The organism is Amycolatopsis sp. WAC 01416 (genome assembly GCF_003947485.1).
Taxonomy (GTDB): domain Bacteria; phylum Actinomycetota; class Actinomycetes; order Mycobacteriales; family Pseudonocardiaceae; genus Amycolatopsis.
Genome location: NZ_QHHX01000004.1, coordinates 540587 through 559530, shown reverse-complemented (window position 1 = coordinate 559530; position 18944 = coordinate 540587). Strand labels below are relative to the sequence as shown.

Genomic DNA, 18944 nt, shown 5'->3' with positions numbered 1-18944 from the left:
GCCCTGCGCCCGTATGGCGGCAACGGTGCCGAAGCATGAAATCTCCCCTGCACACACCTGTCGTTTTGTGCTTTCCTACAAACCTGATGACGACCGTGAAAACTCTGCTCGCGCTCCCCGGGCTGCGCTTGCGCGTCCGCGCCGGGACGGCTTTGCTCGACCGTCCGGTGTCCCGGATCTACGTCACGGAACTGCCCGATCCCGGGCGGTACGTGTCGGCGGGCGAGTTCGTCCTGAGCGGGTTGCTGTGGTGGCGCGGGCCGGGTGATTCGGAGGCTTTCGTCGCCGCGCTGGCGAAGGCCGGGGCGGCGGCGCTCGCGGCTTCCGGAGCCGATTCCGACGGAATTCCCGAAGACCTCGTCGAAGCCTGTACGCGGCACGGGATTCCGTTGCTGGAGGTGCCGGCGGATCTGTCGTTCTCCGTGGTCACCGAACGGGTGGTGCTGGCGTTGGCCGCGGCCGCGGACGGTGCTCGCAAACGTTTGCTTTCAGCCGCGACGGAAGACGCGTCGGTGGAAACGCTGCTGGAGCGGGCACACGCGGAGATCGGCCTCCCGTGCCGGGTGGTGCCCGCCGGGACGCCGTCGGATCTGGTGCGGCGGTTCGTCGCGGCGGGCGGACGTTCCCTGGAGACGGACGACGTCACCGTGCGGCCGATCGGCGGCAGGCACGCGCTGCCGTGGCTGCTCGCGATCGGCGGGCCGCTGACCGCCGCGCAGGCGGAGATCGCCGAGGAGCTCGCCGGACTGATCGGGCTCGCGCGCACGCGGGCGGACGAGGTCCGCGCCGTCACCGACAGGGTGCTCGAACCGTTGCTCGCCGCACTCGACGAGGGAAGCGATCCGCACGCGGCGCTGACCGCGACCGGGCTGCGCGGCGATCTGCGCGTCGTCGTCGCACGCACCGAGGGATCCGAAGCGGCACGCGGGATCCTCACCGAACTACTGCCGCCGGGCGCCCTCGTCGGGCCCGCGGGGGAAACGACCTGGGCCGTGGCCGAGGACGACGGCGAATGGCCGGAGGACTGGCCCGCGACAGTGACCACCACACTCGAAGAAGTGGCGTCACTGCTGCCGTGCCGCCGGGTGCTGATCGGGATCAGCGACCGCTCCCCGGTCTCCATGCTGCGAGGCTCGAAGGAGGTCGCGCGCTACGCGTTGGCCGTCGCGACGGAACGGCCCGGCACGATCGAAGTCGTCCCCGGCGGCGAGATCGGCATGCACCGGCTGCTGCTGGCGGGCGCGCCCGACGATCTCCGGGCGGCGTTGCGGCGACGGGTACTGGGCCCGCTGCTGAGCTACGACGCCGAACAGGGCACCGATCTGGTGCACACCCTGCGCGTCTTCCTGGAATGCTCCGGCTCCCCGACGCGGGCCGCGCGGGCGCTGCACGTCCACGTCAACACCTTGCGGTACCGGATCGGCCGGGCGAGCGAACTGCTCGGCACCGACCTGACCGAGTTCACCGAACAGCTCGACGTCTATTTGGCCTTGTCGGCAGGGAGCTGAAATGGGCATCACCACGGCGAAAGAAGCCGCCTACGACCCGCGAGTCGTCGCCTTCGGGCGGATGATGGGCGCGGCGAACCGGCTCGAATACCTGCTCGGCCGCGCACTGGAGGCCGAATGCGGGATCTCGCACCTGATGTTCGAAGTCCTGCTGATCGTCGGCAGGTCCGGCGAGGCAGGGATGAGCATGCGCGCGATCGCGCAGGAGCAGGTGCTGACCACCGGCGGCGCGACCCGGCTGGTCGACCGGATGACGACGCTCGGCCTCGTCGTCCGCGCCAACGATCCCGAAGACCGCCGCGTGCAACTCGTCCGGCTGACGGGCAAGGGCGAGGAGACGACCGTGCGGGCCGCGCGAGTGCACGTCGAAAACATCCAGCGGCAGTTCCTCGACCCACTGCCCGCCGATCATCGCGAACAGTTCACCCAGGATCTGCGGACGCTGAGCCATTCGGCACGTGACGCACTCCCCAAGCTCCGGTAGGAATACCTGACTGGTCAGGCATCGTTGAAGCTCGACATGAGACTCATCTATGTCTTCGACGCGTACTGCGGCTGGTCCTACGGCTTCGCCAGGACCATGGCCGACGTCGCGCACCGGCATCCGGACCTGCCGGTCGAAGTGGTGTCCGGCGGCCTGTTCCTCGGCGGGCGCCGCGTACCGATCCGGCAATTCGGCTACGTCCAAGGAGCCAACGCCGAGATCACCCGCCGGACCGGCGCGCCGTTCGGGGAAAGCTACGAACGGCTCATCGCGGACGGCGACTTCGTCATGGACTCCGAGGCCGCCGCCTGCGGGATGGCGGCACTGCGCGAGGTCGCGCCGGACCGCGCGGTACGGCTCGCGGCCTTGCTACAGGAGGCTTTCTACCTCGACGGCCTGAGCCTGTCCGAGGTCTCGACCTACCGCGTGGTCGCGCAGCGGGCGGGCCTGGACGGCGACGCCGTCGAGGCCGCGCTGGACCGGGTCTCCGCGGCGGACGATTTCCGGCGGGCGCGAGAACTGGGTGTCACCGGATACCCGACCTTGCTCGCCGACCTTCCTGGGGAACGAGTGGTAACGCTGGTCGCCGGGAACGCGAGCGCGGACGAGGTGGAGCGGCGGATCGGCGCGCTGGTTTCCTAAACTCCGAGCATGCCTTCGACACTTCGACCGGCGACACCCGCGGACGCCGACGCCGTCGCGAAGATCTGGTACCACGGCTGGCAGGACGGCCACCTCGGCAACGTGCCCGACGAGCTCGTCCGCATCCGCACCCGTGAGTCGTTCTGGAAACGGGCCGCGGAACGGGTCGGCGACACGACCATGGCTTTGGTGAGCGGCGAGGTGGCGGGATTCGTCATGGTCGTCGGCGACGAGGTCGAACAGGTCTACGTCTCGTCGGACCATCGCGGGAGCGGAGTGGCGGGCGTGCTGCTCGCGGAAGCCGAACGACTGGTGAGCACGGGCGGCCATTCGCGCGCTTGGCTCGCGGTGGCGCCGGGGAATGCCCGAGCGCGGCGGTTTTACGAGCGGTGCGGGTGGAGTGACGAAGGCGAGTTCGACAACCGGATTTCCGGCCCGGATGGGCTGATTTCGGTGCCCTGTCTGCGTTACGCGAAGAGTTTCGCAATTAGGTGACTAATTGCGCCGCTGCGCGCGGTAGTGAGTAATTCCTGATGGTTCACTCTTCAGTGGCGAATGTGTCGTTTCGGCGGTTGCCTAAAATTACGAACGCTTGTTCGATTGTTTTGCGGTATTATTGTGGGGTGTCCGAGACTTTCCTTCCCGAGTTGCCGCAGGAACTGTGGCGCGCCGGCAAGCTGGAGCTTGCCCACGGTGTGCAGCAGTCGTTGCAGGTGATCAGGATGGCTACCGCCGGGTTGGGGCAGTTCTTGGCGGAGGTCGAGTCTCGGGGCGTCAAAGACCTGTACGGCTATGGCCGCACGGCCAACTGGTTCGCCGATATAGCAGGATTATCGGTCGGTGAGGCGCGTGCGGTAGTAAACCGGGCCATCGCCCTGAACCCCACGCGTGCTCTGGACGGCACCGAAGTTCCTGCTGTCGCGCCCGCCACCGCCGCGGTGGCCGCCGAGGGTTTGGTCGGGGATGAGCGGATCGATCAGATCCTGGAGATCTTGAAGAAGCTCCCGGCCGAGACTTCTGTTGAGGATCGGGTGAGTGCGGAGAAGATCCTCGCCACCCTCGCCCGCGACGCCGGTCCCCGCCAGCTGGTGGACGCCGAAGCGAACCTGCTCGCGTGGCTGGACCCGGACGGTAACGAACCGAAAGATCCCGAACCTACTGAGCCGCGCCGGGAGATCACGCTGGAGCGCCGTAAGGACGGGTTCTGGAAACTGACCGGTCTTCTCGATGATGAGACGGGTGCCCGCACCGCGGCGGCTTTGGAGGCGTATGCGCAACCACGCCCGGTGGACGAGTTCGGCCAAGCCGATCTGCGGATGAAATGCGAACGCATGGGTGATGCGTGGGTCGACATCCTGGGCTTGGCGATCGCCTGCCCGGACCAGCCCGGGACCAGCGGCTACCGCACCCTGCTGCAGGTCACCATCGGACTCGACGCACTCAAAACCGGCCTCGGCACCGCCTGCCTGGACTTCGTCGGGACCATGACCGCCCGCGAAGCCCGACTTGCCGCCTGCGACTGCCTCATGTTGCCGGTCGTCATGAGCGCCGCCGGAGAACCCCTCGACGTGGGACGGCTGCGACGGTTCGTCACCCCCGGCCAACGACGCGCGTTGAACATCCGGGACGGCGGATGCGCGTTCCCCGGCTGTCATCGGCGGCCCAAGAACTGCCACGCCCACCACATTCACCACTGGGCAGACGGAGGCCCCACCGACCTCCGAAACCTCGTACTGCTCTGCGGATTCCACCACCGGCTGATCCACCACGGCGACTGGCAAGTCCACATGGCCGCCGACGGACTACCCGAGTTCATCCCACCCCAATACCGAGATCCGCTACAGAAACCCCGGCGCAACACCCTCCACCACGCCCACGTCTGACCCGAGGAGCCCGCCAGCCACACCGGCGACGGGCCCCTCGCCATGCCCAGCGAACAACAGTAGGCCAAGGGAGCGTGTTCCGGCGGCCCTTGCTTAGGCGCAGCGCGCCCTCACCTCACGACAGAAAGCTCGCGAGCGCAGCCGCGCTGGAGGTGGCGAGCCTCCCGAGCGAGGCCCACCTCCGCCCGCTCGAAGTACATGAAGGACCCCTTCCTCGCGCCCAAGTACAGGAAGGGGTCCTTCACGTACTCGAGAGCGCGTGAAGGCCCCCTTCCCTCGGCTCAGCCGAGGAAAGGCCCCTTCACGCGCTCAGATTGTGACTGCCGGTACCGCTGAGACTCGCGGGGAGGTTCCCGTTCCGTGGCCAGCAGAAAGCCCTGACCGAATCACCACTCACGATCCGCGTGACCGGACCGATCACGCACGACCGTGTGGATTTCGGGTCATCCAGCGCACCGAGATCCACACAGTCCCGCATCCACCGCATCGAGAGGACTAAATGCGGAACCGCTGGACGCGGCCGCCCTGAAGGACACCGCACTAAACAGACTCCGACCCCAGGTAAGCCAACGCCATCTCGGTCGTCTCACTCGCCCAAACGTCCCAGCTCAAGTCATCGGACCAGTACCGGCCGCTGGCGGCCCGGTGCACACACGATCCGATGATCGTCCGGCTCACCATCCGGATTGCCCGCTCCCCGTCGGGGCGGCGGATCTCCCCGAGACAAGGCTCAGCCGCGTCCACGAAATCGCGCTGGATGGTGGCCAGCGCTCGGAGACCACGTTCGCGTCCCTCGGCGCGCTGGCTGTCGAGCAGTTCAGGGAAGATCCGGTCGTGCCGGGCGAAGGTCCGCGCCAAAGCCTGTGTGAACGCGCCCACGACACCGTTCAAGCCGGGCTCCGCGGAGCGAAGCGCTTCGCCGACACCGGCCTCCAACTGCCCGAGCAACTGATCCTTGACCGCGTACAGCAGCTGGTTCTTCCCCACGAACCGGCGATAGATCGTGCCCACCGACATCCCCGCCTGCTCGGCGACGGCTCCGACGGTGAACTCCTCGATCCCTTGGGCCGCCAGTACGTGCTCCGCCGCGGCCAGCACCTTCTGCAGGGACTCTCGACTCCGGGCCTGCTGGGGCGGGCGAAAGCCCTGATCGACGGATGGCTGGCTCACCGGGTGCACGTTACCGCACCCGAATGCGAATGATAACTTGCGTTCGCATTTTCTCGACAAGGAGGCTGCGCCATGGTGAGCATCGAGGTAGAGGGCGCTTACGTCGATTTCCCGATCTTCGACGCCAAGACCCGGTCACTGAAGAAACAGGTGCTCGGCAAGGTCGGCGGCAACATCGGCACCGACGCGAAGGTCCCGATCATCGAGGCCCTGCGGGACATCTCGCTGTCACTGAGCCACGGCGACCGGGTCGGCCTGGTCGGGCACAACGGCGCCGGGAAGTCCACTCTGCTGCGGTTGTTGTCCGGCATCTACGAACCGACGCGGGGTAGCGCGCGGGTCGTCGGCAGGATCGCACCGGTGTTCGACCTCGGCGTGGGGCTGGATCCCGAGGTCTCGGGCCACGAGAACATCCTGATCCGGGGCCTGTTCCTCGGCATGTCGCGCAAGGAGATGGCGAAACGGGTCGACGACATCGCCGAGTTCACCGAACTCGGCGACTATTTGCACTTGCCCTTGCGCACTTACTCCGCCGGCATGCGGGTGCGGCTCGCGCTCGGCGTGGTGACCACCATCGACCCCGAGATCCTCATCCTCGACGAGGGGCTCGGCGCGATCGACGCCGCGTTCCTCGCCAAGGCCCGCGAACGGCTGGTCGATCTCGCCCGCCGCTCCGGGGTGCTGGTGTTCGCTTCGCACTCCGACGAACTGCTGCGGGAACTGTGCTCCACAGCCCTTTGGATGGACGAGGGCGGGATCCGCGCGCGCGGCTCACTGGACGAGGTACTCGCGACCTATCACGGTGCACTCAAAGGAAGATCTTGACCAGCTGGTCCTGTCTGTCCGGATCCCGCAGCACGACCTGCTTGCCCGCGCGAAGTTCCGCGTCCACGAACTCAGGTGGTTCCGGCACTTTCCCCGCGGGAGTGACGGCCGGGACGATCGCGGGCCAGCTCGCCATGCCGCGCTCGTCGCGAGGTCCGTGCACCGCCGGGGAAGACCCGGCCCGCTGCCGACGGACTGAGGCGGGAAGGGCGGAGCAGCGGCTGAGGGAACGCCTGCCACCAAAATCCACACAGTCCGCTTCTCACCTCCGCGTCACACGGTCCGCCGCGCGTAACCGTCCAATTCGGACCGGGTGAACGAAAGCTCCCCCACGTCCACGGCCCCGCAATCCAGACCCCGCAACAGGAAACTCGCCAGAGCCTGAGCGGTCGCAGGTTCGTCCAGGACCCCGCGCCCGGTCTGGTCCGCGTAGTCCCGCAATCGGCCCAGTGCCGCTGGGAAACCCTCGCGGAAGAACGCGTAGGTGGCGGCGAACCGGGTCGGCAGCTGGTGCGGGTGCAGGTCCCAGCCCTGGTAGAAGCCGCGTTCCAGGGATCGCCGCACCAGCCGCAGATGTTCGCGCCAGGCGGGGAGGATCGCGTCGCCGACGGGCAACTTGTTCGTCGAGCCGTCCGAGAGGCGGACGCCCGTCCCCGCGGCCGAGACCTGCATGAGCTGCTTGGCGAAATCGGCGGCCGGATGCTCCATGCTCTGGTACTCGGCGCTGATCCCGAGTCCGGCGCTGTAGTCGTAGGTCCCGTAGTGCAGGCCCGAACAGCGGCCGCGAGCGGCTTCGATGATCCGCGGCACCGCCACCGTCCCGTCGAGGTCCACAATGGACTGCGCGGTCTCGATCTGGACCTCGAACCGCAGCGTGCCTTCGGGCAGGCCATACGCGGATTCGAGGCGCTCCAAGATATCCGCCGCCACTTCGACCTGCTCGACAGCGGTCACCTTCGGCAGTGTGACGACGAAACCGTCCGGCAGTGGCCCGCTTTCCAGCAACCCGGCAAGGAAGAGGTCGAGCGTGCGGATGCCGCGACGGCGGGTCGCCTGTTCGAAGCTCTTGAACCGGATGCCGACGAACGGTGTCCCGCCCGTGACGGCGAGGGTCCGTCCCGCGGCGAGCGCGGTGGCGTCCTCCTCGTCGTCGCCCGGCCTGCCGAGGCCGTCTTCGAAGTCGATCCGCAGATCCTCGATCGGCTCGGTCAGGAGTTTGGTCCGGACCCGGTCGGCGATGTCCGCGTCCAAGTTCAGTTGATCGGCGTGCTCGCCGAAGACCCGCAGTGCCTGCTTGCCCCAGTCCGCCACGAGCCGCGTCTTGTACTGCGACGCCGGCACGTACACGGTGTGCACGGGCTGGCGGCCGGGCGGCTCACCGGGATATTTGGCCGCGACGCGCGCATCGGCCTCGGCGAGGCGCGCGTCAGCGGCGGTGTAAACGTCTTCGGTGAGCCGCCCGTTCCCCATCTGTCTACTTGATCCGTTCGTAGGCGGGCAGGGTCAGGAAGTCCGGGAACTCGTCGGCGAGCGCGACCTGCTCGAACAGCTCGACGGCGGGCTCCAGCAGTTCCGGCTTGATCTCGGCGGCCAGTTCTTGACGAACTTCAGTCAAAACGCCGCGCACCAGCTCTTCGGTGACCTTGTCGCCGGTGTCGAGCCGGGTGCCGTTGCGCACCCACTGCCACACCTGCGAACGCGAGATCTCCGCGGTCGCCGCGTCCTCCATCAGGTTGTGGATGGCGGCCGCGCCGTTCCCGCCAAGCCAGGAGGCGATGTAGCGGATGCCGACGTCGACGGCGGCGCGCAGACCGGCAGCGGTGGCGCCACCCGGCGTCGAAGCCGCGTCGAGCAGCTGGTCGGCGGTGACGGACACCTCGTCGCGGGTGCGGTCGAGCTGGTTCGGCTTGTCGCCGAGGACCTTGTCGAACTCCTCGCGGCAGATGTCCACCATGCCGGGGTGCGCGACCCAGGAACCGTCGAAGCCGTCGCCAGCCTCACGGCTCTTGTCGGCGCGGACCTTGTCGAGCGCGGCCGCGGTGACCTCCGGGTCCTTGCGGTTCGGGATGAACGCGGCCATGCCGCCGATCGCGAACGCACCCCGCTTGTGGCAGGTGCGCACCAGCAGTTCGGTGTACGCGCGCATGAACGGCGCGGTCATGGTGACCGAGTTCCGGTCCGGCAGCACGAACTTCTCGCCCGCGTCGCGGAAGTACTTGATGACGCTGAACAGGTAGTCCCAGCGGCCGGCGTTCAGGCCGGAGGCGTGCTCGCGCAGTTCGTAGAGGATCTCCTCCATCTCGAACGCGGCCGGGATGGTCTCGATCAGCACGGTCGCGCGGACGGTGCCGTGGGAGATGCCGAGCGTCTTCTCCGCGTGGGTGAAGACGTCGTTCCAGAGCCGCGCTTCGAGGTGGCTCTCCATCTTCGGCAGGTAGAAGTACGGGCCCTTGCCGCGGTTGAGCAGCTCCTGCGCGTTGTGGAAGAAGTACAGGCCGAAGTCGACCAGCGCGCCGACGGCCTGGCGTCCGCCGAAGGACAGGCCACGCTCGTCGAGGTGCCAGCCGCGCGGGCGGACGACGATGGTCGCGTGCTCGACGTCGTCCTTCAGCGAATAGCTCTTGCCGCCACTTTCCAGCGTGATGGTCTCGCGGACCGCGTCGTACAGGTTGACCTGGCCGGAGACGACGTTCGCCCAGTGCGGTGTGTTGGCGTCCTCGAGGTCGGCGAGCCAGACCTTGGCGCCGGAGTTCAGCGCGTTGATGGTCATCTTGCGGTCGGTCGGACCGGTGATCTCGACGCGGCGATCGCGCAGCGCGGGCGGGGCCTCGGCCACCTGCCAGTCGCCTTCGCGGATCTCCTTGGTCTCGGGCAGGAAGTCGAGTTTGCCGGTGGTCCTTGCCTCCTCGCGGCGCTTGCCCCTGGCCTGCAGCAGCTCGTCGCGGCGGGCGGCGAAGGCCTCGTGCAGGCCGGCGAGGAAGGCGAGTGCCTCCGGCGTGAGGATTTCGTCCCCGCGCTCGACCGGATCGCCGAGCACCTGAGCTTCAGACATGAGTAACACCCCGAGTTCGGATAAACAGTGACATCCCTAATACAAGACGTCCCTACGGTTTTACATGACGGACTATAGTTTCTGCATAGCGGAACCTCAACGCAGACGTAAGGAGTACCACGGTGGCAGCGGAGAAGAACGGGCGCGACGGCGGCGTCCAGTCCCTTCAGCGGGCCTTCGAGCTCCTCGAGCATCTCGCGGACACCGGTGGCGAGGCCAGCCTTTCGGAGCTGGCGACGCTGTCCGGACTGCCGATGCCGACCATCCACCGGCTGATCAGGACGCTGGTGGACCTGGGCTACGTCCGGCAGAACACCAACCGCCGGTACGCGCTGGGCGCCCGGCTCATCCGGCTGGGTGAGAACGCCAGCATGCAGTTCGGCTCGTGGGCCCGGCCGCTGCTCGCGGAACTGGTCGACGAGGTCGGCGAGACCGCGAACCTCGCGGTCCTGGAGCGCGACGAGGTCGTCTACGTCGCGCAGGTGCCCTCGAAGCACTCGATGCGGATGTTCACCGAGGTCGGACGGCGTCTCCTGCCGCACGGCACCGGCGTCGGGAAGGCGATGCTCGCGCACCTGCCGTCCGACGACGTCACGGCGCTGCTCGCCAGGACGGGCATGCCCTCCTACACCGAGCACACCTTCACCGATCAGGACGCGCTCCTGCGCGAGCTGGCGAAAATCGCCCAGCAGGGTTACGCGCTCGACGAAGCGGAGCAGGAACTGGGCGTCCGTTGCGTGGCCGTCGCGGTCCCGGGCGCACCGGTGCCGGCGGCGGTCTCGGTGTCCGGGCCTTCGGGACGGCTCACGATGGAGGCCGTCGAGCGGATCGCGCCGGTCGTCCAGCGGATCGCGAACTCGCTCGGCTCGACCCTTTCGCGGGACGGGGTCACCGTTTGAGCCCGGCGCACGCGACATGAAAGGCCCCTTCATTGCAAATTTCGCAATGAAGGGGCCTTTCATGTCACATGACTAGCTGCTGAGCAAGGCCTCGACGAACGCGCCCGGCTCGAACGGCGCCAGGTCGTCCGGACCCTCGCCGAGACCGACCAGCTTGACCGGCACGCCGAGTTCGCGCTGCACCTGGAAGACGATGCCGCCCTTCGCCGTGCCGTCCAACTTGGTGAGCACGATGCCGGTGACGTCGATGACCTCCGAGAACACGCGGGCCTGCATCAGCCCGTTCTGCCCGGTGGTGGCGTCGAGCACCAGCAGCACCTCGTCGACCTTCGCCTGCTTCTCGACGACTCGCTTGACCTTGCCGAGCTCGTCCATCAGGCCGGTCTTGGTGTGCAGACGGCCGGCGGTGTCGACCAGGACCGCGTCCACACCGGCTTCGATACCGCGTTTGACGGCGTCGAACGCGACCGCCGCCGGGTCCGCGCCTTCCTTGCCGCGGACGACCTCCGCGCCCACGCGCTCGGCCCACGTCTGCAACTGGTCCGCCGCGGCGGCGCGGAAGGTGTCGGCCGCACCGAGCACCACGGTGCTCCCCTGCGCGACGAGCACGCGGGCGAGCTTGCCGGTGGTGGTGGTCTTGCCGGTGCCGTTGACACCGGCGACCAGCACGACGGCGGGCTGCTTCACGCCGTCGACGGTGTGCGGCAGCGCGCGAACGGCCCGGACCGCGTCGGTCGACAGGGCGGAGGTCAGCACCTCCTGCAACACCGTGCGCGCTTCCTCGGAGGTCCGCACGGCGCGGCGCTTCAGCTCCTCGCGGAGACGCTCGACGATCTCGGTGGTCGTCGCGGCGCCCAGGTCCGCCATGAGCAGTGTGTCTTCGACGTCCTGCCAGGAGTCCTCGTCGAGGTCGCCGGCGCCCAGCAGGCCGAGCAGGCTCTGCCCGAACATCGAACGGGATTTGCCGAGCCTGCCGCGCAGCCGCTCCAGCCGTCCGGCGGCCGGGGCGATCTCCTCGGCGGGCACGGGGGCGGGAGCGGGCGCCGCTTCCTCGGCCGGTTCGGGAAGTTCGATGTCGCGCACCGTGCGCTGCGCGGAATCCCTCGGCACCGACGCGTCGTCCCCGACGGCGGGCTGGCCGTCGGTCTCCGGGCGATCCTCGACCGGGTGCCCGGGTTCCTCGGCCACTTCGGCTTCTTCGGTCTTCTCGCCGCCGGGGGCGAGCGCGATCCCGCCTGTCGCGGTATAGCCGCCACCCTTCGGCTTCTCGACGACATCGGCAGCCTTGGACTCGTCCAGGCTGATCCGGCGGCGGCGCGCGATGAACAGCCCGGCCACCAGAACGGCGACCAGGACCACGACGGCAACGACAACGATCCAGAACCAGGGGGTACTCGACACGGCGCCATCCTCGCATCCGCATACCGTCGCGTTCAGACGCCCCACGGGAAGGAAGCCGATCTTGTCAAGCATCCACTGGATAGGACTCATTTCGGACAAGAAGAAACGGTCCGGCTTGCGCGATCTCAGGACCGACGGCTAGACCACTCCGAATGACGGTTTTCTCCGGCTCTGGGGTCCGGGTGATCGGACTCATCTCCGGCACGTCGATCGACGGGATCGACGTGGCGGCCGCCGAACTACGCGCCGACGGGGACACTGTGGTGCTCTCCCCGCTCGGCAGGCTCGAAGTCCCGTATCCCGAAACGCTCCGCGACGCCTTGCTCGACGCCCTGCCGCCGAATCCCTGCAGCGCCGAACAGCTCACGAAACTCGACACCCTGGTGGGCCAGGCCTTCGGTGAGGCGGCCGCCCGCGGCGTCGAGGAACTGGCAGGCGGCACCGCGGACGTCGTCGCCTCGCTGGGCCAGACGGTGTTCCACTGGGTCGAGGACGGCGCCGCCCGCGGCACGCTGCAACTGGGGAATCCGGCGTGGATCGCCGAACGCACCGGACTGCCGGTGGTGGCCGACCTGCGTGTCCGCGACGTCGCCGCCGGCGGACACGGCGCGCCGCTCGCCAGCACGCTGGACGCGTTGTGGTTACGGGAAATGGCCGCTTCCGGCCCGGTCGCGGCGCTCAACATCGGCGGGATCGCGAACATCACCGTAGTGCCGTCCGACGGTGCCGTTCTGGCCTACGACACCGGTCCCGGCAACGCGCTGATGGACATCGCCGCGCACCGTGTCACCGGACTGCGTGCCGACATCGACGGAGCGCTCGCCCTGTGCGGGAACGTACGGCCCGACCTGCTGGCGAAGCTGCTGCTCGACCCGTACTACGCGGCAGCGCCGCCGAAGTCCACCGGCAAGGAACTGTTCCACGGCGCGTATCTCGACGCGGCGGTCGACGGGCTTCCGCCGGTCGACGCGGAAGACCTCCTGGCGACGCTGACCGAACTGACCGCGGTGACGATCGCCGCGGAATGCCGTCGCCACGCCATCGTCACGGTGATCGTCTCCGGCGGCGGCGCCGACAACCCGGCGCTGATGGCCGCGCTCGCCAGGAACCTGCCGGGTGCGGCGCTGAAGACCAGCGACGACCACGGGCTGCCACGCGCGGGCAAAGAGGCATACCTGACCATTCTGCTGGGCTGGTTGACCTGGTCCGGTGTGCCAGGGAACCTCCCGTCGGCGACCGGTGCCCGCGGCGACCGGCTGCTCGGCAGCATCACCCCGGGCGCGGGGCCCCTGCGACTCCCCGCCCCGCACAGCTCAACCGTGACCCGGCTACGGGTAGCGGCGACGACCGGCGAGCGATAGGAGATACGGATGCGCGCACTTGACCTCGCGATCATCGGGCTTTTTCTGGTCGGCATGCCCTTGCTGGGCGTCTGGATCGGCGGCAAACAGAAATCCGGCTCCGACTACTTCGTCGGTGAAGGCAAGATCTCCTGGTGGGTGGCCTGCCTCTCGGTGGTCTCCGCGGAGACGTCCACCCTCACCGTGCTCTCCGTGCCGACGGTGGCCTACATCGCCACCCCCGGCGACGGCGGGATGACCTACCTGGCACTGGCGATCGGGTACATCGCCGGCCGGATCGTGGTGTCGATGGTGCTGTTGCCGCGCTACGTGGCGGGCAACCTGGTCACCGCCTACGCCTTCCTCGGCAAACGCTTCGGCGGCGGGTTGCAGGGCACCGCGTCGGTGACGTTCCTGCTCACCCGCACGCTGGCCGACGGCATCCGGCTGTTCGCCACCGCGATCCCGATCAAGGTGGTGATGGCTGCCTACGGCCTGAACGTCTCGTACTGGACCATCGTGATCGGCCTCGGCATCGCGATGGTGCTCTACAGCTTCTTCGGCGGGGTCCGCGCGGTCGTCTGGGTCGACGCGATCCAGATGCTCTGGTACGTCCTCGGCGCGGTCGTGGTGATCTGGGCGATCTCCAGCAGGCTGCCGGACGGCTGGTTCGACAAGGCCGTCGACGCCAACAAGTTCCAGATCTTCGACTTCTCCTCGAACATGCTCACCGGGCAGTACGCGTTCTTCACCGCGTTGATCGGTGGCGCCGTGCTCTCGATGGCTTCGCACGGCTCGGACCAGCTGATCGTGCAGCGCCTCCAGTCCACCAACGACCTGCGTGCGGCACGGAAGGCCTTGGTCGCCAGCGGTTTCGTGGTGTTCATCCAGTTCGCGCTGTTCCTGTTCATCGGCGTGCTGCTGTGGGCGCTGTACAACGGCCTGGCCCCGACGAAGCCGAAGCCGGAAGGCCTCGGGCTGGCCAACAAGGACGAACTGTTCGCGAACTTCATCGTGAACGACCTGCCGAGCGGCCTGTCCGGTTTCGTGATCGCCGGGATCCTCGCCGCCGCACTGAGTTCTTCGCTCGGCGCGCTGGCATCCTCGACGGTGACCGACGTCTACGAACGGGTGATCGGCAGGCAGCTGCCGGAAGCCGACCGGCTGAAGCACGGCCGGATCTGGACGATCGTCTGGGCGGGCGCGCTGATTCTGTGCGCGGGCTTCTTCGCCTCCTCCAACAAGACTTCGGCCGACCCGATCGTGGTGCAGGCGCTCGGCATCACCGGCTACACCTACGGCGCGCTGCTCGGCGCGTTCCTGCTGGGCCTGCTGTTCAAGCGGGCGAGGCAGGTCGACGCGATCGTGGCGTTCGTGTCGACGGTGATCGTGATGGCGTTCCTCATCCTCGGCGTCAAGTTCAACAAACCGGACGGCAGCCTGATCGGCGTCGACTTCAGCAAGTCTTCGGGGAACACGGTGGCGCTGGCGTGGCCCTGGTACACGCTGTGCGGGGTGGTGATCACGCTCGTGGTGGGCGGGTTGCTGTCGCTGCGGCACGGGAGCGTCGACCCGCTGGCGGAGCCGGACGTGAAGGAGTCGACGCCGGTTTAGCCCCTCCGAGACGACATGAAAGGCCCCTTCATTGCAAATTTTGCAATGAAGGGGCCTTTCATTGCACGCGCTAAGCGGAAACCGGCTCGTCTTCGGCTGTCCGCAGCCGCTGCGAAATCACCTTCGTGATGCCGTCGCCCTGCATCGAAACGCCGTACAGCGCGTCGGCGATCTCCATGGTCGGCTTCTGGTGGGTGATGATGATCAGCTGCGAAGAGTCCCGCAACTGCTCGAGCAGCCCGATCAGCCGTCGCATGTTGGTGTCGTCGAGCGCGGCCTCGACCTCGTCCATGACGTAGAAGGGCGAAGGCCGGGCGCGGAAGATCGCCACCAGCATGCCGACGGCGACGAGCGACTTCTCGCCACCGGAGAGCAGTGAGAGCCGCTTGACCTTCTTGCCCGGCGGCCGCGCTTCGACGTCGACGCCGGTGGACAGCAGGTCGTTGGGCTGCGTGAGCACCATGCGCCCCTCGCCACCCGGGAACAGCACGCTGAACACCGTCTCGAACTCGCGCGCGACGTCCTCGTACGCCGACGCGAAGACCTCGAGGATCTTCTCGTCGACCTGCTTGATGACGGCTTCGAGATCCTTGCGGGTGTCCTTGAGGTCTTCGAGCTGGGTCGAGAGGAACTTGTACCGCTCCTCCAGCGCCGCGAACTCCTCCAGCGCCAGCGGGTTGACCTTGCCCAGCAGGCTCAGGTCCTTCTCCGCGCGCTTCGCCCGGCGGGCCTGGGTGTCGCGGTCGAACGGCATGGGCGGCGGCGGGGTGACGTCCTCGCCGCGTTCCTTGGCGGCTTCGTACTCGGCCATCTCGCCCGCGCTCGGCGGCACGGGAACGTCCGGGCCGTATTCGGTGACGAGGTCCTCGAGGCCGATCCCGAAGTCCTCGGCGATCTTGGTTTCGAGCTGTTCCAGCCGCAACCGCTGCTCGGCGCGCAGCACCTCGTCGCGGTGGACGGCGTCGGTGAGCTTCTCCAGTTCGCCGGTCAGCTCGCGGACCTTGCTGCGGACCTGGGTCAGCGCGGTCTCCCGCGACTGCCGCTGCGCCTGCGCCTCGTCCCGTTCGCGGGCGGCGCGCTGCACGGAGACCTCGATGCGCTCCAACGCGATCTCGCCGCCGTTGACCACCGCGTTGGCGATCTCGGCGCCGCGTTTCCGTGCGGCCCTGGACTTCTCGGCGCGTTCGCGTGCCTGCCGCTCGGCATGCGCTGCCCGGCGGAGCGATTCGGCCTTGCCCTGGATGCTCCGCGCGCGCTCCTCGGCGGTGCGCAGCGCGAGCCGGGACTCCATCTCCTCCTGGCGGACCGTGCCGAGGTCTTCGGCTGCCTGGTCGCGCTCGGCGGTGTCCGGATCCTCGTCGACTTCCTGTTCGGCGACGGCGGCCAGCCGCTCTTCGAGTTCGGCGAGTTGCCGCAACGCCTCTTCGCGGCTCTGCTCGACCTTGGCGCGCTGGTTGCTCAGCCGATCCATCTCGGCCTGCGCGGCACGCGCGGCCTGCTCCATCCGGTTCAAGCGCTCGGACGAGCGGGCCTTGCGAACCTTCGCGTCCCCGAGCGCTTCCTTCGCCCTGCCGACCTCTTCACGCCGGGCGGCCTGCCCCGCGCGGGCGCCTTCGAGTTCCGCGGCCGTGCGTTCCAGCGCGCGCTCGGCGGCGTTCAGCCGATCGCCTGCCTCGTCGACCGCGGCCTGCACCTCGATGACGCTCTCGCTGCGCGCCGAACCGCCGACCGCCCAGCGGGCCCCGAAAACGTCGCCCTCCGGCGTGACCGTGCTGACCTCGGGATGGACCTCGACGAGACGGCGCGCGGATTCCAGACCGTCCACAATGGCCACCCGGTCGAGCGCGTGCTCGACGGCCGAGCGCAGCGCGGGCGGCGCCGTGACGACTTCGCGCGCCCAGCGCGCGCCCTCGGGCAGCGACGGCCACGCACTCGTGTCCACAGTGGACCCCAGCCCGCCGAGCAGGATACCCGCGCGGCCGGAGTCGTTGTCCTTCAAGAACTTCAGCGCGGCGCGCGCGTCTTCGCCGCCGTTGACGGCGACCGCGTCGGCGACCGGGCCGAGCGCGGCGGCCAGCGCGACCTCGTGGCCCGCTTCGACGGTGAGCAGCGCGGCCACCGAACCGAGCAGGCCCGGCAGTTCGTGCTGCGCGCCGAGCAGCGCGCCGGCGCCGTCCTTGCGCCGCAGGCCCATCGAGAGCGCCTCGACACGGGCCTTCTCCGACGCGATCTCGCGTTCGGCGGCCCGTTCGGCCTTGACCAGCTCCTCGACCCGCGCCTTGGCGGCGTTGTTGGCCTCCACCGCGCGGTCGTGGTGGGCCTGGAGGTCGGAGTCGTCGGATTCCTCGACCCCGCCCGCGGCCTTGGCCTCTTCGAGTTCCTCGACGGCGATCTCCGCCCGCTCGGCGGCCTCTTCGAGTGAGACGGTGAGCCGGTCGATCTCGTCGGAGGTGGCGCCGTTCTTGCTGCGCAGCGCCTCGACCTGCCCGGAGAGCTTCGCGAGCCCTTCCCGGCGGTCGGCGATCGCCCGGACCGCGGCCATATGCGCCCGCTCGGCCGCCTGGACGAGATGTTCGAGCTGCTCACGCCGCTGGACGGTCTCCGAAAGCAGCATGCGGGCCTCGGCGACGGCCTCGTTGAGCTCCTGCTCCCGCTCGGCGACCTGCTCCGCCTCGGCGAGCAGCTCCTCGGGGTCGCGGCCGGTGCTCGCCTGCTGCACGTCGGACGACAGATGCCGCTGACGCTCCAGCGCGAGCCGCACGGTGCCGCGCAACCGCTCCGTCAAGGCGGAGAGCTTGTACCAGGTCTCCTGCGCGGCGGCCAGCTTCGGCGCGTCCTCGGCGAGCGACGCTTCGAGCTCGGCCTCCTCCGCGGCGACGATCTCCAGCGCCTGCTCGACCTCGGCGCGCCGCTGACGGGCGACGCGCTCGTCGGCCTCTTCCTTGGCGATGCCTTCGCGCTGGGAGACCAGGTCGTGGGCGAACAACCGCAGCCGCGCGTCGCGCAGCTCGGACTGCACCCACTGTGCCTTGCGGGCGATCTCGGCCTGTTTGCCCAGCGGTTTGAGCTGGCGGCGGAGTTCGGTGGTGAGGTCGCCGAGGCGGTCGAGGTTGCCCTGCATGTTCGCGAGCTTGCGCAGGGTCTGTTCCTTGCGCTTGCGGTGCTTGAGGACGCCGGCGGCCTCTTCGATGAAGGCGCGGCGCTCCTCGGGCTTGGATTCGAGGATCGCCGAAAGCTGCCCCTGCCCGACGATGACGTGCATCTCGCGGCCGATACCGGAGTCCGACAGCAGTTCCTGCACGTCCATCAGGCGGCAGCGGTCGCCGTTGATCTCGTATTCGCTCGCGCCGTCGCGGAACATCCGGCGGGTGATCGACACCTCGGAGTATTCGATGGGCAGCGCGCCGTCGGCGTTGTCGATGGTCAGGGTGACCTCGGCGCGCCCGAGCGGGGCACGACCGGCGGTCCCGGCGAAGATGACGTCCTCCATCTTGCCGCCGCGCAGATCCTTCGCGCCCTGGGTGCCCATGACCCACCGGAGCGCGTCGAGGACGTTCGACTTGCCGGAGCCGTTCGGTCCGACCACACAGGTGATGCCCGGCTCGAAACGCAACGTCGTCGCCGAGGCGAAGGACTTGAAGCCCTTGAGCGTCAGGCTCTTCAGGTGCACGTCGTGCTGACCCCTCTGGCTGCGGGAACCGGTCTTTCAATCGACCCAGGCTACCTGTGTGCTCACGGTGATCGTGGGACGCGGGGCCTCAGCGCTCCACGAACCCGCGAAGCCCGCCTTTCGCGGGCGACCACCGCTCGACAACGTGATCCACACTTCCGGGTGATTCCCCGGAGCGCAAAGCCGTCAAAAGCCGCTCACAGTGTTCACGAACACCCTCCGCTATCACCTCGACACGCCCGTCGGCCAGATTGGCCGCGCTGCCCGCCAACCCCAGCTCAAGCGCCTTACTACGGGTCCACCAGCGGAAACCGACACCCTGCACGCGACCGTGCACCCACGCGGTCAGCCTGATGTGCGTTACTTCTTCACTCACGGTCCCCATCGTGCACCATGCGGATGAACGCGGAGGGTGAACACGACGTTCGCTGTGGTTCGCAGACGGTTGAGCAGCGG

General features: G+C 68.5%; 16 protein-coding genes. 9 read left to right on the top strand and 7 right to left on the bottom strand.

The window, feature by feature from the left end; translation table 11 throughout:
• Positions 1-86 precede the first annotated feature (86 nt).
• From DL990_RS16345 to DL990_RS16325, 5 genes are all read left to right on the top strand, one after another.
• Positions 87-1508, top strand: coding sequence for a PucR family transcriptional regulator ligand-binding domain-containing protein (locus DL990_RS16345; protein ID WP_125799171.1), 1422 nt, complete (start codon positions 87-89; stop codon positions 1506-1508).
• A 1-nt stretch (position 1509) separates the two neighbouring features.
• Positions 1510-1992: a MarR family winged helix-turn-helix transcriptional regulator gene (locus tag DL990_RS16340; protein ID WP_125786544.1), complete on the top strand. Its 483-nt coding sequence runs from the start codon at positions 1510-1512 to the stop codon at positions 1990-1992.
• Positions 1993-2028: 36 nt separating this feature from the next.
• Entirely contained in the window at positions 2029-2634 is a 606-nt protein-coding gene (locus tag DL990_RS16335) for a DsbA family protein (protein ID WP_125799170.1), read from the top strand.
• A 9-nt stretch (positions 2635-2643) separates the two neighbouring features.
• On the top strand, positions 2644-3129 hold the full coding sequence (locus DL990_RS16330; protein WP_125799169.1) for a GNAT family N-acetyltransferase: 486 nt from the start codon (positions 2644-2646) through the stop codon (positions 3127-3129).
• 128 nt (positions 3130-3257) lie between these two features.
• Positions 3258-4517, top strand: coding sequence for an HNH endonuclease signature motif containing protein (locus tag DL990_RS16325; RefSeq protein ID WP_125799168.1), 1260 nt, complete (start codon positions 3258-3260; stop codon positions 4515-4517).
• Positions 4518-5057: 540 nt separating this feature from the next.
• Here DL990_RS16325 and DL990_RS16320 read toward each other — a convergent pair.
• The gene (locus DL990_RS16320) at positions 5058-5687 is read right to left on the bottom strand and encodes a TetR/AcrR family transcriptional regulator (protein ID WP_125799167.1); all 630 of its coding nucleotides are present in this window, start codon (positions 5685-5687) and stop codon (positions 5058-5060) included.
• A 72-nt stretch (positions 5688-5759) separates the two neighbouring features.
• On the opposite strand from DL990_RS16320, the gene DL990_RS16315 reads away from it, so the two are divergent.
• Positions 5760-6512 carry an ABC transporter ATP-binding protein gene (locus DL990_RS16315; protein ID WP_125799166.1) on the top strand — a complete coding sequence of 251 codons (753 nt, stop codon included), beginning with the start codon at positions 5760-5762 and terminating at the stop codon, positions 6510-6512.
• On the opposite strand, the gene DL990_RS41265 is transcribed toward DL990_RS16315, so the two are convergent.
• From DL990_RS41265 to aceB, 3 genes are all read right to left on the bottom strand, one after another.
• On the bottom strand, positions 6496-6648 hold the full coding sequence (locus DL990_RS41265; protein ID WP_158632627.1) for a hypothetical protein: 153 nt from the start codon (positions 6646-6648) through the stop codon (positions 6496-6498). The two genes, DL990_RS16315 and DL990_RS41265, sit on opposite strands and share 17 nt — an antisense overlap.
• 137 nt (positions 6649-6785) lie before the next feature.
• A complete protein-coding gene (locus DL990_RS16310; protein WP_125799165.1) occupies positions 6786-7982 on the bottom strand; it encodes an aldolase/citrate lyase family protein in 1197 nt (398 codons plus the stop codon).
• Between the two features lie 4 nt (positions 7983-7986).
• Complete coding sequence (gene aceB, locus DL990_RS16305) at positions 7987-9564, bottom strand: malate synthase A (RefSeq protein ID WP_125786549.1); 1578 nt, start codon at positions 9562-9564, stop codon at positions 7987-7989.
• A 122-nt stretch (positions 9565-9686) separates the two neighbouring features.
• Here aceB and DL990_RS16300 point away from each other — a divergent pair, with 122 nt between their 5' ends.
• Positions 9687-10463, top strand: coding sequence for an IclR family transcriptional regulator (locus tag DL990_RS16300; protein WP_125786550.1), 777 nt, complete (start codon positions 9687-9689; stop codon positions 10461-10463).
• Positions 10464-10535: 72 nt separating this feature from the next.
• Here DL990_RS16300 and ftsY read toward each other — a convergent pair whose 3' ends face one another.
• Positions 10536-11864 carry a signal recognition particle-docking protein FtsY gene (gene ftsY, locus DL990_RS16295; protein WP_125786551.1) on the bottom strand — a complete coding sequence of 443 codons (1329 nt, stop codon included), beginning with the start codon at positions 11862-11864 and terminating at the stop codon, positions 10536-10538.
• Positions 11865-12016: 152 nt separating this feature from the next.
• On the opposite strand from ftsY, the gene DL990_RS16290 reads away from it, so the two are divergent.
• Entirely contained in the window at positions 12017-13225 is a 1209-nt protein-coding gene (locus tag DL990_RS16290; RefSeq protein ID WP_199746416.1) for an anhydro-N-acetylmuramic acid kinase, read from the top strand.
• 9 nt (positions 13226-13234) lie between these two features.
• Positions 13235-14818 (top strand): sodium:solute symporter, encoded by a 1584-nt coding sequence (locus tag DL990_RS16285; protein WP_125786552.1) that lies wholly within the window; start codon positions 13235-13237, stop codon positions 14816-14818.
• A 70-nt stretch (positions 14819-14888) separates the two neighbouring features.
• On the opposite strand, the gene smc is transcribed toward DL990_RS16285, so the two are convergent.
• Both smc and DL990_RS16275 read right to left on the bottom strand, forming a co-directional pair.
• Complete coding sequence (gene smc / locus DL990_RS16280; protein ID WP_125799164.1) at positions 14889-18488, bottom strand: chromosome segregation protein SMC; 3600 nt, start codon at positions 18486-18488, stop codon at positions 14889-14891.
• 88 nt (positions 18489-18576) lie between these two features.
• Entirely contained in the window at positions 18577-18873 is a 297-nt protein-coding gene (locus DL990_RS16275; RefSeq protein ID WP_199746415.1) for an acylphosphatase, read from the bottom strand.
• Between the last annotated feature and the right edge of the window lie 71 nt (positions 18874-18944).

What these genes read in the sequence shown, in the direction of transcription:
- DL990_RS16345 (WP_125799171.1), top strand. Translation starts at nt 87, where the DNA reads ATGACGACCGTGAAAACTCTGCTCGCGCTCCCCGGGCTGCGCTTGCGC.
- DL990_RS16340 (WP_125786544.1), top strand. Translation starts at nt 1,510, where the DNA reads ATGGGCATCACCACGGCGAAAGAAGCCGCCTACGACCCGCGAGTCGTC.
- DL990_RS16335 (WP_125799170.1), top strand. Translation starts at nt 2,029, where the DNA reads ATGAGACTCATCTATGTCTTCGACGCGTACTGCGGCTGGTCCTACGGC.
- DL990_RS16330 (WP_125799169.1), top strand. Translation starts at nt 2,644, where the DNA reads ATGCCTTCGACACTTCGACCGGCGACACCCGCGGACGCCGACGCCGTC.
- DL990_RS16315 (WP_125799166.1), top strand. Translation starts at nt 5,760, where the DNA reads ATGGTGAGCATCGAGGTAGAGGGCGCTTACGTCGATTTCCCGATCTTC.
- DL990_RS41265 (WP_158632627.1), bottom strand. Translation starts at nt 6,648, where the DNA reads ATGGCGAGCTGGCCCGCGATCGTCCCGGCCGTCACTCCCGCGGGGAAA.
- DL990_RS16310 (WP_125799165.1), bottom strand. Translation starts at nt 7,982, where the DNA reads ATGGGGAACGGGCGGCTCACCGAAGACGTTTACACCGCCGCTGACGCG.
- aceB (WP_125786549.1), bottom strand. Translation starts at nt 9,564, where the DNA reads ATGTCTGAAGCTCAGGTGCTCGGCGATCCGGTCGAGCGCGGGGACGAA.
- DL990_RS16290 (WP_199746416.1), top strand. Translation starts at nt 12,017, where the DNA reads ATGACGGTTTTCTCCGGCTCTGGGGTCCGGGTGATCGGACTCATCTCC.
- DL990_RS16285 (WP_125786552.1), top strand. Translation starts at nt 13,235, where the DNA reads ATGCGCGCACTTGACCTCGCGATCATCGGGCTTTTTCTGGTCGGCATG.
- DL990_RS16275 (WP_199746415.1), bottom strand. Translation starts at nt 18,873, where the DNA reads ATGGGGACCGTGAGTGAAGAAGTAACGCACATCAGGCTGACCGCGTGG.